Genomic DNA, 14,092 nt, shown 5'->3' with positions numbered 1-14,092 from the left:
CAAAAGATGAACTGCGGCTGGTGGAGCTTGGACAGGCGGTTGTATTTGAGCGTGTTTCGCGGTTTGGGTTGAGCGGCCACTGGAAGCTTCACTATCGTGATCTAAATGACAAACCTCAATCAGTGATGATTGATAAGCAAGAACCTATTAATGCTGTTCTCTCGAGATATCAAAGAAATGAGTTTGCTTTACCGGTTCTTAACGCCTGCCCGAATGAAGAGCAGATTGATAGCGCAAGGGCGCTAAAAACCTGTTTGCTTTTTAGCCATAAAGATTCTTAGAAGAAAGCCCGGATGTTTGCAGTCCTCACTGACCAGCTCTCGTAGAGGCTGGCGAGCAGACTTCATCCTTGCCATGCTCACTCTGAGTTTGATTTTAAAACAAGCTCCTGTGTAAAGGCGGTATGTTGACGAATTGTGGTTTTTAAACTACAATCACAGGCAGGTTAAGGGTTTTTATGAAAACACTCAGGCTATATCAGGCAAAAAATGGCAAGCATCCGTTTCTTGTTTGGGTTGAGTCGCTTAAAGATTTAAAGGCACAAGCGCAAATTAATAACCGCGTTAGACGATTAAGTTTAGGACAGCGCGGAGATTACAAGCGAGTGGGTAAGGGTGTTTTTGAGCTAAGGATCCATTTTGGTCCAGGGTATCGTGTTTACTTTGGTGAGCATGGTAAAGAGGTGATTTTGCTGTTGTTAGGCGGTAGTAAACGTAGTCAAAAAGGCGATATTGAACAAGCGATCACTTATTGGCAAGACTATAAGGAGCGGTATCGTGAGAAAGATTGATAGTAAAAAAGTGACGCAAATTACCGGTGATTATAATGATTGGCTACAGAATCATTTGCAGGATAGAGAGGCGGCTTGTGCACATTTACAAGCCGCATTAGACGCTTATCAGGATGACCAGGATAAAACTGCATTATTGTTAGCGATTAAGGATGTAGCCGAGGCCCAAGGCGGCATTGGTTGGCTTTCTAAAGAAACCCACCTCAATCGTGAGCACCTTTATTACCTTTTGTCTGGCAAGGGCAATCCTCGGCTTGATACGTTGAGTTCTATTTTTAAGGCGTTAGGCTTGCATCTTAATATAGCAGTTGCTTGTTGATATGGCCTATAAACCCTTGCATCCAGGTATTATTGTCAAAGATGCTTTGATTGATGGTGCTGGTTTAACCGTAACAGAGGCTGGCGGCCAGAGAATCTAAAAAATTAAAGTAAAATCCCCTTCTGAAACTGTGAGGGTTTTTTCGATATTTTTTAGATAGAAGTTTTGTAAATCTCGATCGAACTAGTATGGTTAAAAAAGCACGAGGGCATCAGTATGATGAAACAAGAAAAATCGTTAGTGGTAATTACAGGCGCGAGCTCTGGCATTGGCTTGGGTCTGGCAAAAGCATTTTCAAATGCAGGGTATCCGTTGGCTTTATTGGCACGCAATGTGGCAGCGATGGAGGCGCTCAATCTACCCAATACACGGTGTATTAAAACCGATGTTACGGATATTGACGCGTTTAAAAAAGCCATTGCTCTAGCAGAAGAAGAATTTGGGCCAGTGGATTGTCTTATTAACAATGCCGGTTTTGCAGAAGGCGGTGAGTTCAGTGAACAGTCACATGATGCTCATGAGAAAACAGTTCAGGTTAATCTTCAAGGCGTGATCAATGGCTGCGAAGCGGTTTTGCCGGGTATGCGTAAAAGAGGGCGGGGCACTATTATCAATATGAGTTCTGTGGCGGATCGAAGTTCAAGACCACAATTGGCGACCTATGCGGCGACCAAAGCAGCCGTAAAAAGCTTAACGGAATCGCTTCGTATGGCAAACGCTAGCTATAAAATTCGAGTGTGTAATGTGGCGCCAGCGAAAATCAGAACGCCAATGCTTATGACGGCTAATTTAAAAGGCGATCAAATCATTGAGATTGAGGATGTCGTTAACGCTGTATTATGGCTCTATGAGCAACCGCAATCGGTTTGCATTCCTGATATTGTGATTGCGCCAACCACGTATGAGCCTTAAAAATTGATTTGCAATGTAGGCGCATCATGCCGCTTGTGTAATGAGCAATTAAAGATTAAAAACAGTTCAACAGTATTATTAATCAGGGGGCGCCAGAATTAATTCGGCCATCGGTCTTGACCCGTGTTGCGCATTGCGCTACAATTAAGCATGATAAAAAGTGTTAAACACAAAGGATTGCGCTTGTTTTTTGAGGCAGGAAAAACAAACGGTATACAGTCTACTCATGCTAAACGCTTGCGTATGCAGCTAGCTGCTTTGCATACTGCTGAAGTAATTGAAGACATTGATATACCAGGATACCACCTGCATTCATTAAAAGGCCAAGATAAGGGTCGTTGGTCAATCCGGGTTAATAAAAACTGGCGATTAACTTTTGAGTTTATTAACGGTGATGTATTTTTACTAGACTATGAGGACTATCACTAATGAATATGTATAACCCGCCACACCCGGGAGAATTTATTAAAGAAACCTACTTGGCTCCTTACGGCTTGAGCGTACGATATTTAGCTTCACACCTAAAGGTTTCACCTTCAACGATCAATCGCCTTATTAATGGCGAATCGAGTGTAACACCTGAAATGGCTCTCCGCCTGTCAGAAACGATAGGTAGAAGTGCTGAAAGCTGGCTTGCAATGCAGGCGCAGTACGATCTTTGGGTAACGAAACAACCAAAAGTTAAAAAAATTGATTTTACTAAATTAAATGACGCCGCATAGTATAGGCTTTAGATAGGGAGTTTTTTAAGGGCGGTGTGTTTCAATACATTGTCTCCTGGAGTTGAAGTTGTTTATCTGAAGCACTAAAAGTTTTCTCTAGTTGAGCTGGGGTTTATGCGAAAAAAAAGGGGATATTCTTTTGCCTGAGTACACAAAAAAAATTGTAAAACATCCACATCTATATATTTCGCTATTAACAAAGTCACCGAAATTACCTTGCGTGATTTTTGTTCATGGCGGGCCTGGTTTGAATGGCGCTTTGATAGAGCATCTTATTGGCCATGAACATATTTTCAGCAAGCTTAAATACAATATAGTTGTTTATGACCAGAGAGGGTGTGGTAGGTCAAAAATGACTGATGAGGCGGTAACCCATGGGGATAATTTAATTGATCTGGGAGATGTTTATACCTCGCTGAAAACATACTTATCTTCTGAAGTTGTCGCTATCATGGGCCATAGCTATGGCGCAAAATTAGTTTTTGATTATGATCAATTGTCAGGATTTAAGATTCCTATGGTTCTGGTTTCAATGGCGCCCTCCAGTATAACACCAAGGCTAACAAATTTGCTTCTTGATCTTTCTTAGTAACTAGAGCCTATCCCATTTCCCTCTATTTTTGAAAATAGCGCCGCATCTTTTCTAGACAAATAAAAATTGAAATATAAAAAACAGCGAAAAGCGCGATAAGTTATAAAATTAGCTCGAATTTTTCAAATGGCAGCACTCTCGAGACGATTATTTTCCTGAGAATGCGCATCTCATCTCAATGTAAGGAAGGTAAAAAGAAACTATGCGGCTTTCTGCTGTAGCCTTTGCTCAGTCAGCACTAAGCCTTGGCCAAACTCGACTTCGTTACCTGATTTACCACGAACAATCACCTGGGCATCTTTGTCGTAAAGGCTGAGTATTTTCTTCGTTGAGTGAACTTGTCTCTCGCCAATGATGCGCTCATGCGCTTGTGCTATGGCGTTGGGTAATTGTTCTAAAATAACCTCGATGCGATGAATGACTTGGGTTTTCTGCGCTAGACTCCACGTGGTTTTTTTCTATTCTTTATTCAGCAAATCACGATAGCGTGCCGCATGTTTGGCAATGCAAAGACTCAATTTCTTCATCGCCCTTAAGATGCGCTTACGAGCTTTCTTGCTGTCTTTTTTTCAGGTCTTGGGGTCGAGGTCTTTGAGCAGACCTGTTTTGGCTTGCACGCCAACTCTTCGTCTTTTTTTAAAAAGGCTGTTTGCGCTGTGGGGCAGCTGAAACCCATAAGCAGGCCGTTTTTATTCAAGAGTACGGTACTGCTGGCTTTCTTGGCCAGTAAGCGGAGCAATATTCAGTGCAGCAGGGCGTTAAAAACCATAAGAACGAGCGAGGGGCCGGGGCCGTGTGTAGTAGTGGATGATCAGATGATGGAGAAATTGTGGGCGATAAGCTCTAAGGATACGAGTTGGCTTGCTTGCATCTTAAGATTTTTTGAGATCTACACGGCGCTGGATTCGTCGGCAACTCGGGCAATATCAGCGCCAGAGGGACCTCGGTAAGTAAGCTAAAGCCGACAATTTTTTACAGAAGGCGAGGCTTTTTTCAAGCGCTTGATTTTACTCAAAAAACGCCTTTTCACACAAAGAATACACACCTTATCCACAGAATTTCCCCAGGCTTATCCTCTTGCGAGTTTTCAAAAAACGGTCTATCTTGTGTTTTGTCTTAAGGGTAAACCCAATATATTGTGTTTTGGCGCGAAAAGCGGCCCTATCTTGTGTGAAAGGAGGAAAAATGTCCACAGGTTCTCAAACGAATATCTCAGCGGTGCTTGAAGCGGTCAAGGAAGGCGGATCAACACCCAATAACCCGGCTCAAACCGAAGTCTTGCGTGTCATTCGCCGCAACAATAAGGTCACGCCTTTTGAAGCCAACAAAATCACCGTGGCCATGACTAAAGCCTTTTTGGCGGTCCATGGTAATAGCGCGGCGCTGTCTAGCAGTATCCACGACAAGATTAAAACCTTGAGTGCTGAAATCGTGCACGATATCCGCAATCGTCGCTTGCCAGTGGAAAACACAATTTACATCGAAACCATCCAAGACTTGGTGGAAAAATATTTGATGGCGGCTGGCGAGCACGAAGTGGCTCGTGCGTATATTCTTTACCGTGAAGCCCGTCGCAAAGAGCGCTTGGAAGCGGAAAAAGCGCAACAGGCAGCAATGCAACAAGCGGCTGAACCGCTGATGCATGTCACCTTGGATGATGGCTCGCGTAAACCTTTGGATGAAAAGCGTCTTCGCCACGTGATTCAAGATGCGTGTCAAGGTTTAGAGTTGGTTGACGCAGAGAAAGTGATCGCTGAGACCAAGCGTAATTTATTTGACGGTGTGCGTCTGCGTGATGTGAGTAAAGCGGCCATCATGACAGCGCGTACGATGATTGAAAACGAGCCGAACTATACCTATGTCACGGCACGTTTGTTGATGGATGATTTGCGCGGTGAAGCACTGTCGTTTATCGGTTTAGGCAGCTATGCGACTTTTGACGAAATGAAGGGTTTGTACGGCGTTTACTTTAAAGCCTATCTTGATCGTGGTGTCGAGCTTGAGCGCATCTCGCCCGAGCTTAAAGCGTTTGATTTGGATAAAATCACTGCGGCCTTAAAACCTGAACGGGATCGTCAGTTTACTTACTTAGGTTTGCAAACCTTGTACGATCGCTATTTCTTGCACTCTAACGAAGTCCGCTTTGAATTGCCGCAAGCGTTTTTCATGCGTGTGGCCATGGGGCTGGCCATTCGCGAAACGGATAAAGAAGCGCGTGCGATCGAGTTTTATGAATTGATTTCAAGCTTTGACTACATGTGTTCCACGCCAACCCTGTTCAATTCAGGTACTTTGCGCTCACAGTTATCAAGCTGCTTTTTAACGACAGTGCCAGATGACTTGGACGGCATTTATAGCGCGATTAAAGACAATGCCTTGTTGTCGAAGTTTGCGGGCGGTTTAGGTAATGACTGGACGCCAGTGCGTGGTATGGGTTCGCGTATCAAGGGCACGAACGGTAAGTCGCAAGGTGTGGTGCCATTCTTAAAGGTGGCCAACGACACGGCTGTTGCGGTTAACCAAGGCGGTAAACGCAAAGGTGCGGTGTGTGCTTACTTGGAAACGTGGCACATCGATGTGGAAGAGTTTTTGGATTTGCGTAAAAACACCGGCGATGATCGTCGTCGTACGCACGATATGAATACGGCCAACTGGGTGCCTGATTTGTTCATGAAGCGTGTTTGCGAGGAAAAAGAGTGGACCTTGTTCACCCCGTGTGAAACGCCTGATCTTCATGATCTTTACGGTGAAGCGTTTGAAAAAGCGTATGTGGCTTACGAAGAAAAAGCCGCAAAAGGTGAAATCAAAAACTTCAAGAAAGTGGATGCGACTAAGTTATGGCGCAAGATGTTAGGCATGTTGTTTGAAACAGGCCACCCCTGGGTCACGTTTAAAGACCCGTGTAATTTGCGTTCGCCGCAACAACACGCAGGTGTGGTCCACAGCTCCAATTTGTGCACAGAGATCACATTGAACACTTCGGCTGATGAAGTGGCGGTGTGTAACTTGGGCAGTATCAATTTGCCGCAGCACGTCACGGAAAAAGGTTTGGATATCGCGAAGCTGCGTAAAACCATCAAAACTGCGATTCGTATGTTGGATAACGTGATCGATATTAACTATTACTCGATTCCGCAAGCGAAAAAATCGAATATGAGACACCGCCCGGTGGGCATGGGTATCATGGGGTTCCAAGATTGCTTGTACAAGCTGCGTTTACCGTATGGTTCAAGAGAAGCGGTCGAGTTTGCGGATCGCACCATGGAAAATGTGGCGTATTATGCGATTGATGGTTCTAGCGAGCTGGCTAAAGAGCGCGGTGCGTATGAAAGCTTCCAGGGTTCTTTGTGGAGCCAGGGGGTATTGCCGATTGACTCGATCCAATTGTTGAAAGCATCACGCGGCGATTATTTGCAACAAGATACGAGCCAAACCTTAGATTGGGATACTTTGCGTGAAAAAGTGAAAAAGCAAGGTATGCGTAACTCGAACTGTATGGCCATTGCGCCAACAGCGACGATCTCCAATATTTGTGGTGTGTCGCAGTCGATTGAGCCGACCTATCAAAACTTGTACGTGAAGTCGAATATGTCGGGTGAGTTTACCGTGGTAAACCCTTACTTGGTGCGTGACTTAAAAGATCGCGGCTTGTGGGATAACGTCATGGTCAATGACTTGAAATACTACGATGGCAGTGTGCAAGCGATCGAGCGTGTGCCGGCAGAGTTGAAAGCCTTGTATAAAACGGCGTTTGAATTGGAGCCACGTTGGTTGGTGGAAGCGGGTAGTCGTCGCCAGAAGTGGATCGATCAGGCGCAGTCGCTTAACCTATACATCGCACAGCCTTCCGGCAAGAAGCTCGATACCGTCTATAAAATGGCTTGGTTGTCAGGCTTGAAAACTACGTATTACTTGCGAAGCTTAGGTGCGACCAGTGCTGAGAAAGCGACACTTGACCGCGGTAAGCTTAACGCTGTGGATGTGGTTGGTAGTGCTGCACCAAAGGCTTGCTCAATAGACAACCCCGATTGTGAAGCATGTCAGTAATAACGATTAATGGAATATAGGAGAAAACAGTATGGCTAATTTACCAACTTGGGATGATGAGGATATTGCTTTGGCGCCTGAGCCTGTGGCGCCCAAAGCAGAGCCTACGCCGGCTGCAGTAAAAGCGGCGCCTCTGCAAGAAAAAGCAGAAGATGATGACGAAGGCGGCAGCGGTGAAGGTGAGTCAAGCCTGGCTGCTGGTGCTACAGGGCTTGAAGAAATCGAGATGGGTGCGGATCGTATTCGTGTTGATGATAAACGTATCATTAATTGCCATGCGGATTTAAACCAATTGGTTCCGTTTAAATACGAGTGGGCTTGGCAAAAGTATTTAGATGCGTGTGCAAACCACTGGATGCCGCAAGAAGTGAATATGACGGCTGACGTGGCCCTTTGGAAAGACCCGAATGGTTTGACCGAAGATGAGCGCATGATCATTAAGCGCAATTTGGGTTTTTTCTCAACGGCCGACTCTTTGGTGGCGAATAACTTGGTGTTGGCGGTGTATCGTCATATCACTAATCCGGAATGCCGCCAATACTTGTTGCGCCAGGCGTTTGAAGAGGCTTTGCACACGCACGCGTATCAGTACGTGATTGAAAGCTTGGGCTTGGACGAAGCTGAAGTTTTTAATATGTACCGTGAATTGCCATCGGTCGCCAAAAAAGCGCAGTGGGCGATTCCTTACACGCGAAGCTTGGGTGATCCGACATTCCACACAGGTACGGTTGAAGCTAACCAGCGTTTGTTACGTGATTTGATCGCGTTCTACGTTGTTTTCGAAGGTATTTTCTTCTACGTGGGCTTTACGCAAATTTTGTCGATGGGGCGCCGCAATAAAATGGTCGGTACCGCAGAGCAGTTCCAATACATTTTGCGTGATGAGTCGATGCACATGAACTTTGGTATCGATGTGATTAACCAAATTAAAATCGAAAACCCTGATGTTTGGACAGAAGCCTTCCAGCAAGAAATCATCGAAATGATCAAAGACGGTGTGGATCTTGAATATCAATACGCAGTGGACACGATGCCGCGGGGTATTTTGGGTTACAACGTTGAAATGTTTAAAGACTATTTGCAGTACATTGCAAACCGTCGTTTTGCTCAAATTGGCTTAGCCAAACAATACCCATCAACGGAAAATCCATTTCCGTGGATGAGCGAAATTATGGATTTGAAGAAGGAAAAAAACTTCTTTGAAACGCGTGTCACCGAATATCAAACCGGTGGCACCTTGAGTTGGGATGATGACAACTAATGGTTCGGTCGGGCAGGATGTCTCGACCGGCTATTAACCACTCATTTTAAAGGGGCTTTGGCCCCTTTTTTAATAAGTCTTTGATTAAGCTGCGCAGCCATACGTTCGCAGGGTCCTGGCTAAAGCGTGTGTGCCACACTTGATGCAGCGCACCTTCCACGGTAAAAAAATCCAGCGGCTTGCTTTTTAATGGCAGTGTTTGGCTAAGTGCGCCCGCTAGGCTTTGCGGCACGGTGAGCAAATAATCTGAGCTCATTAGGGCGTGTGCTGCGGCTAAGGCATGGGGTGCAAACGTACTAACTTCGCGTTGCTGTCCCTGTTTTTGCAGTAGGGCATCAATCGTATTTTGCAGTGGGTCTTCGCCGTAATAGACGGCAATGTGTTTCGCGCTGAAGTAATTTTTTGCCGTGAGCTCGCCACGTTTTTTCATTAAGGGGTGGTTTTTGTCGGCTAAGCAGACGGCTTTGTCGCTGAGAATAATCTCCGATTCATAATGGCAAGGAAGGCGCGTGAATACGCCGAGATACGCATCGGCTTCAAGCGGTGTTGGGCCGTTAAGAAAATCCAATGTGCCAACCGGTTTAATGATGAGTTTGCAAAAGGGCGCGTACTCGCTTAAGTGGTGCTGTAAACGTTGCAATAAAATCGCCTCACAAAAATCTGACATCGCAATCGTGAATATTGTTTCATCGTGCGCGGGGTCGAACTCTTTGTTTGAAAATAAATGATTGATTTGTTGAATCACTGTGTCGACATCGGGTTTTAATGCCAGTGCCCTGGGTGTGGGTGATAGGCCTTTTGATTGACGAACAAACAGCGGGTCATTGAAGAGCTCGCGCAACTGTTTCAATGCGCTGCTGATGCTGGATTGTGTTAGGAATAATTGCTCGGCAGCACGTGTGGTGTTGCAGGTTTCCAGTAACACGTGCAGTACGACAATCAGGTTGAGGTTTATTCTAGAGATATTCATAAAATCAATAATAACTATAAAAAACATTCGTTTCAATAATATCATGCCCGGAGCTAGACTGCACGCGGATTGAACGAGAGGAGAGCTATCCATGAATAAAACAATAATGACAGTCGGGCTTATCGCCTTAGTTGCTAGCAGTGCAGCCTACGCTGCCAGCCCAATACAACAACAAGACCCCAGTGCCGCTGGCCAGAGCCTGTATCATTCAGGTTTCTATGCCGGCGGCCAAGGTGGCGTGACCTTTGGTTATGGCGGTGCAGACGGTGCGCTAATGGGTAATCTGGGCTACCAGTTTAACGAGCACTTTGCGATCGAAAGCAGCGTGACGATTCCCATGGCAACCTTGGATATGGTGTCGTTTACCACATTGGACGCGAAATTGATTATGCCTGTGAATAATGGCCCAGTGGCTTTCTACGTCAAAGCAGGTCCTGCTTTGAGCAATGTCGACTTCTTTGGTTATGACTTGCATCAGTGGAATATCTCAGGTGGTGCAGGTATGGATTACGCTTTGAATCGCCATGTGACCCTTGAGGCCGGCTATCAAAATGTGGGCGGCAAGTTGAACTTTGTCACAGGCGGTGTGGCCTACCATTTTGGATAAGTCAGATTGGCCTTAGATGAAAACAGCCCGCTTTGCGGGCTGTTTGCTTTTTATGCCATCCGCTCGTACACTTAAGTCCGCAATGACCTACGGGAGAGCATTATCATGGCATTTGAATTACCTTCGCTTCCTTACGCGATGGACGCGTTAGCGCCACACATTTCAAAAGAAACCTTGGAATATCATTATGGTAAGCATCATCAAGCTTACGTCACGAATTTAAACAAATTAACCGAGGGCTCTGGCTTGGCCGGTAAGTCGCTTGAGGAGCTGGTGAAAACTCAAACCGGCGGAATCTTTAATAACGCAGCCCAGGTCTGGAATCACACGTTTTACTGGCATTGCATGAGCCCTAATGGCGGCGGCGAGCCATCAGGGGATTTGCTGGCAACGATTGAGCGTGATTTTGGCAGTTTTGCGAAATTTAAAGAGGCCTTTAGTCAATGCGCGGCGACCACGTTTGGTTCGGGTTGGGCGTGGTTGGTTAAAGATGCTAAAGGCGTGCTCAGTATTGTTTCAACAAGTAACGCGGGCAATCCGATGACAGATGGCTTGACGCCTGTGATGACTTGCGATGTCTGGGAGCATGCTTATTATATTGATTATCGCAATGCTCGACCTCAATACATTGAAACGTTCTGGGCCTTGGTAAACTGGGATTTTGTGGCCAGCCAGTTGTAATATTGGGCGTATAGTAGGGCCTGTTTACAATTCATTTTTGCAAGCGAAAACTGAGTAGAGTTGGTCCAAATTGTTCATTCTTCTCGTTAAATAGGACTGGCTATTCGCCTCGAATAATAAACAATTTGGTCTCAACTCCCTCAGTTTTCGCTTGCAAAAATGAATTGTAAACAGGCCCTAATAGAAGGGGTGTTTTTAGCCCCTTTTTTGTTCAAAAATTATCTGCCCAACGGCGTTCTGTAACAGAACGTAACGATTTTTCACGTTTTTTTCACTCAACTGTTGGCTTTTTGTTATCTTTCAGTCTATTATGGTTCCGTTCGTCATTTTTTGGCGGACGTGGATTGGTAACATATAAAGAGGAAACGAATATGTTGAAACAAACTGTAATCGCTGCTGCTTTGGCTGCTGCTGCTTCTGTAGCTGTTGCTGGCGCTGCTCCTGTCATGAACTCTGCTGCTCACAACATGTATGTCGGTGTGGGTCTTGACTATTCTCCACAAGGTACTTTGAAAAACAATGACACTGGCGCTAAGTTAGACAAACGCGGCTTCGGCGGTAACGTCTTCGTGGGTTACCATGTTAACAAATACATGGGTGTTGAAGCTGGCTTGGACGCTGTTGGTCAAAACAAATACAAAGACAGCACTGGCGCGGTTGCTAACGTGAAAAGCCGTTGGAACTTGCACGGTGTGATGAACGCTTACTTGCCAGTTAACGCATGGTTCAGCCCATTTGCGTTCGGTGGTGTGGCTTGGGCTCACCAAAAAATTACTGGTACTACTAACACTTACGCGCCATTGGGTGAATACTCTGGTATGGCCCTTGTGTACGGTGGTGGTGTTCAGTTCAACATCCAAGATTTTGGCGTACGTGTTAAGTACACTCGCTTCAATCAAACAAGCATCACAAACAGCAACAACCCGTTGCAAGATTTGGTCAGCTTGGACGTTCTTTACCGTTTCGCGATGTAATCGCAAGACGATACGGAGTGTATCTAGAAAGCCGCGGATTCCGCGGCTTTTTTTATTCTCCCCACAATATCGGCGGCATTAACTTTGTTAACGTTTCGCTCAAAATGCTCATTTACGTTTAGGTAAACTCCGCTTTTTCGCTCAACGTTGCCGCGTTACTGCTCACCGATATTGTGGGGGGGGGCGAATCTCATCTTTTCACACAAGCCTAACATGAGGTGTCTTGTTGCCCGCCGATATTGCGGGGAGTTGTTTTCTGCGAATCTCATCTTTTTACACAAACCTTGTGTTGAGATTTGTTACTGCTCACCGATATTGTGGGGGGTATTTTGTGCGAATTTCATCTTTTCATATACGCCTTGCTTCGGGCCGTGTGCTTTCGGGGCGCTCTTGGCTTGTTCGCCCATTTTAAGCAGAAAGGGGTGGCGAAGCTTTTAATGGGTTTACGATGAGGGTCGAGTATGATATAAAGTCGCCTCAAAACTCGAACACTGGACAACAAGCGATCGCCGGGTGCTGTGAAAACAGTTGGAGATGGTGGTTCAGTGAGGATAAACCCAAATTGGAGATACTTGTATGTCACAAGTCACGATGAAAGATATGTTGCAAGCTGGCGTTCACTTTGGTCATAAAGTGCGCTACTGGCAACCCAAAAATGCCGATTTCATTTTCGGTGCCCGCAATGGTATTCATATCATTAACCTTGAAAAAACCTTGCCTAAGTTTCATGACGCAATGAATGTTATTGGTCGTATTGCTCAAAACCGAGGTAAAGTCTTGTTCGTTGGCACAAAATACGCTGCTCGCGCTATTGTTAAAGAAGAAGCTGAGCGTTGTGGTATGCCGTATGTTGACCACCGTTGGTTAGGCGGCATGTTAACGAACTACAAAACGGTTCGTCATTCCATCAAGCGTTTAAAAACCCTTCAAACACAGTTTGAGAAAGGGGATTTTGGTCGCTCGACGAAAAAAGAAATTTTGAATTTAGAGCGCGAAAAAGAAAAGCTCACAAAAAGCTTGGGCGGTATCCAAGATATGGGTGGCTTGCCTGAGGCTTTGTTTGTCATCGATGTCGGTTACGAGCGCATCGCGATCGCAGAAGCTAACAAGCTAGGCATTCCTGTGATTGGTATCGTTGATACAAACCACTTGAGCACCGGCGTTGATTACGCAATCCCAGGTAACGATGACTCTTCACGCGCTATTCGTTTGTACATGCGAGCGGCGGCTGATGAAGTGATTGCGGCTGCGAGCACACAAACGACAGCACCTGCGAAAGCGGATATCGTTGAAGAAGAAACTAATGATCAAACTGACGCATAAGAGAGGATAATCACATGGCAATTACAGCTCAAATGGTCAAAGAGCTTCGCGAGCGCACAGGCGCTGGCATGATGGAGTGCAAGAAAGCCTTAACTCAAACCAATGGTGACTTAGAAGCCGCTATTGAAGAAATGCGCAAATCAGGTCTTGCAAAAGCTGCGAAAAAAGCCGGTCGCGTGGCGGCTGAGGGCATCATTGCCACCAGTTTGTCAGCGGATAAGAAAGCGGCAAGTATTGTTGAAGTGAACAGCGAAACTGACTTTGTGGCGCGTGAAAATGCGTTTGTTAAGTTTGCACAAGACCTGGCAGATTTGGCGCTCGCCCATAAACTGAGTGATATTGAAGCTTTGCTTAATACAGATATGGGCAATGATAAAACCGCTGAAACCGTGCGCGCTGAACTTGTCGCTAAGATCGGTGAAAACATTCAAGTTCGCCGTGTGGCTTACGTTGAAAGTACGGGCGTGTTGGGCGATTACCTTCATGGTTCGCGCATCGGTGTTTTAGCGTCTTTGAGCAACGATGATGGTGACTTGGCGCGTGATATTGCGATGCATGTAGCAGCGACTCGTCCTGATGTGATCAAGCCGGAAGATGTTGCTGAAGACATGATTGAAAAAGAGAAAGAAATTTTTATTGCCCAAGCGCGTGAAAGCGGCAAGGCTGATGACATCATTGAAAAAATGGTGGGTGGCCGTATTAAAAAATTCTTAAACGAAATCAGCCTTCACGGCCAGGCTTTCGTCAAAAACCCAGATCAAACTGTGGCACAATTGCTGCAATCAAAAGGCGCTGAAGTGCATCGTTTCGTGCGTTTTGAAGTGGGTGAAGGAATTGAAAAAGAAGTTGTGGATTTCGCTGAGGAAGTGAAGGCGCAAGCACAAGGAAAATAGT

General features: G+C 45.7%; 16 protein-coding genes and 1 pseudogene (1 of these 17 only partly in view). 16 read left to right on the top strand and 1 reads right to left on the bottom strand.

Annotated features, from left to right (window positions below):
* The 11 genes and pseudogenes from COV52_04145 to COV52_04095 form a co-directional block, all read left to right on the top strand.
* Positions 1-72 (top strand): annotated as a pseudogene (locus COV52_04145) (hypothetical protein) (it extends 435 nt beyond the left edge of the window).
* Positions 69-281, top strand: coding sequence for a hypothetical protein (locus COV52_04140; protein ID PIR11387.1), 213 nt, complete (start codon positions 69-71; stop codon positions 279-281). The pseudogene COV52_04145 and the gene COV52_04140 overlap by 4 nt, the downstream one beginning before the upstream one ends.
* A 176-nt stretch (positions 282-457) precedes the next feature.
* Entirely contained in the window at positions 458-790 is a 333-nt protein-coding gene (locus tag COV52_04135) for an addiction module killer protein (GenBank protein PIR11386.1), read from the top strand.
* Positions 777-1,109 (top strand): transcriptional regulator, encoded by a 333-nt coding sequence (locus COV52_04130; GenBank protein ID PIR11385.1) that lies wholly within the window; start codon positions 777-779, stop codon positions 1,107-1,109. Before COV52_04135 ends, COV52_04130 begins: the two co-directional genes overlap by 14 nt.
* Before the next feature lie 216 nt (positions 1,110-1,325).
* On the top strand, positions 1,326-2,021 hold the full coding sequence (locus COV52_04125) for an oxidoreductase (GenBank protein ID PIR11384.1): 696 nt from the start codon (positions 1,326-1,328) through the stop codon (positions 2,019-2,021).
* 150 nt (positions 2,022-2,171) lie between these two features.
* Positions 2,172-2,450, top strand: a complete 279-nt coding sequence (locus COV52_04120; GenBank protein PIR11420.1) for a Killer protein — start codon at positions 2,172-2,174, stop codon at positions 2,448-2,450.
* Positions 2,450-2,743: an addiction module antidote protein, HigA family gene (gene higA / locus COV52_04115; protein PIR11383.1), complete on the top strand. Its 294-nt coding sequence runs from the start codon at positions 2,450-2,452 to the stop codon at positions 2,741-2,743. Before COV52_04120 ends, higA begins: the two co-directional genes overlap by 1 nt.
* Before the next feature lie 100 nt (positions 2,744-2,843).
* Positions 2,844-3,332, top strand: coding sequence for a hypothetical protein (locus COV52_04110; GenBank protein PIR11382.1), 489 nt, complete (start codon positions 2,844-2,846; stop codon positions 3,330-3,332).
* Between the two features lie 659 nt (positions 3,333-3,991).
* Positions 3,992-4,285, top strand: a complete 294-nt coding sequence (locus tag COV52_04105) for a hypothetical protein (protein ID PIR11381.1) — start codon at positions 3,992-3,994, stop codon at positions 4,283-4,285.
* A gap of 235 nt (positions 4,286-4,520) precedes the next feature.
* Entirely contained in the window at positions 4,521-7,382 is a 2,862-nt protein-coding gene (locus tag COV52_04100; GenBank protein PIR11380.1) for a ribonucleotide-diphosphate reductase subunit alpha, read from the top strand.
* A gap of 31 nt (positions 7,383-7,413) precedes the next feature.
* Positions 7,414-8,643 carry a ribonucleotide-diphosphate reductase subunit beta gene (locus tag COV52_04095; protein ID PIR11379.1) on the top strand — a complete coding sequence of 410 codons (1,230 nt, stop codon included), beginning with the start codon at positions 7,414-7,416 and terminating at the stop codon, positions 8,641-8,643.
* 46 nt (positions 8,644-8,689) lie between these two features.
* Here COV52_04095 and COV52_04090 read toward each other — a convergent pair whose 3' ends face one another.
* Complete coding sequence (locus COV52_04090; protein ID PIR11378.1) at positions 8,690-9,706, bottom strand: hypothetical protein; 1,017 nt, start codon at positions 9,704-9,706, stop codon at positions 8,690-8,692.
* Between COV52_04090 and COV52_04085 the strand changes: the two genes are divergently transcribed.
* From COV52_04085 to COV52_04065, 5 genes are all read left to right on the top strand, one after another.
* The gene (locus COV52_04085; protein ID PIR11377.1) at positions 9,705-10,220 is read left to right on the top strand and encodes a hypothetical protein; all 516 of its coding nucleotides are present in this window, start codon (positions 9,705-9,707) and stop codon (positions 10,218-10,220) included. The two genes, COV52_04090 and COV52_04085, sit on opposite strands and share 2 nt — an antisense overlap.
* Positions 10,221-10,325: 105 nt before the next feature.
* Positions 10,326-10,901, top strand: a complete 576-nt coding sequence (locus COV52_04080; GenBank protein ID PIR11376.1) for a superoxide dismutase [Fe] — start codon at positions 10,326-10,328, stop codon at positions 10,899-10,901.
* A gap of 371 nt (positions 10,902-11,272) precedes the next feature.
* Complete coding sequence (locus COV52_04075; protein ID PIR11375.1) at positions 11,273-11,875, top strand: hypothetical protein; 603 nt, start codon at positions 11,273-11,275, stop codon at positions 11,873-11,875.
* Between the two features lie 576 nt (positions 11,876-12,451).
* Entirely contained in the window at positions 12,452-13,198 is a 747-nt protein-coding gene (rpsB, locus tag COV52_04070; GenBank protein PIR11374.1) for a 30S ribosomal protein S2, read from the top strand.
* 14 nt (positions 13,199-13,212) lie between these two features.
* Complete coding sequence (locus COV52_04065; GenBank protein ID PIR11373.1) at positions 13,213-14,091, top strand: elongation factor Ts; 879 nt, start codon at positions 13,213-13,215, stop codon at positions 14,089-14,091.
* Position 14,092: the final 1 nt, after the last annotated feature.

The organism is Gammaproteobacteria bacterium CG11_big_fil_rev_8_21_14_0_20_46_22 (genome assembly GCA_002796245.1).
GTDB lineage: Bacteria > Pseudomonadota > Gammaproteobacteria > UBA12402 > UBA12402 > 1-14-0-20-46-22.
This window is presented reverse-complemented; position numbering and strand designations above follow the sequence as displayed.

Excerpts from the sequence above, each read along its gene's own strand:
- COV52_04135 (PIR11386.1), top strand. The coding sequence starts at position 458 with ATGAAAACACTCAGGCTATATCAGGCAAAAAATGGCAAGCATCCGTTT.
- COV52_04125 (PIR11384.1), top strand. The coding sequence starts at position 1,326 with ATGATGAAACAAGAAAAATCGTTAGTGGTAATTACAGGCGCGAGCTCT.
- COV52_04120 (PIR11420.1), top strand. The coding sequence starts at position 2,172 with ATGATAAAAAGTGTTAAACACAAAGGATTGCGCTTGTTTTTTGAGGCA.
- higA (PIR11383.1), top strand. The coding sequence starts at position 2,450 with ATGAATATGTATAACCCGCCACACCCGGGAGAATTTATTAAAGAAACC.
- COV52_04100 (PIR11380.1), top strand. The coding sequence starts at position 4,521 with ATGTCCACAGGTTCTCAAACGAATATCTCAGCGGTGCTTGAAGCGGTC.
- COV52_04095 (PIR11379.1), top strand. The coding sequence starts at position 7,414 with ATGGCTAATTTACCAACTTGGGATGATGAGGATATTGCTTTGGCGCCT.
- COV52_04085 (PIR11377.1), top strand. The coding sequence starts at position 9,705 with ATGAATAAAACAATAATGACAGTCGGGCTTATCGCCTTAGTTGCTAGC.
- COV52_04090 (PIR11378.1), bottom strand. The coding sequence starts at position 9,706 with ATGGATAGCTCTCCTCTCGTTCAATCCGCGTGCAGTCTAGCTCCGGGC.
- COV52_04080 (PIR11376.1), top strand. The coding sequence starts at position 10,326 with ATGGCATTTGAATTACCTTCGCTTCCTTACGCGATGGACGCGTTAGCG.
- COV52_04075 (PIR11375.1), top strand. The coding sequence starts at position 11,273 with ATGTTGAAACAAACTGTAATCGCTGCTGCTTTGGCTGCTGCTGCTTCT.
- rpsB (PIR11374.1), top strand. The coding sequence starts at position 12,452 with ATGTCACAAGTCACGATGAAAGATATGTTGCAAGCTGGCGTTCACTTT.
- COV52_04065 (PIR11373.1), top strand. The coding sequence starts at position 13,213 with ATGGCAATTACAGCTCAAATGGTCAAAGAGCTTCGCGAGCGCACAGGC.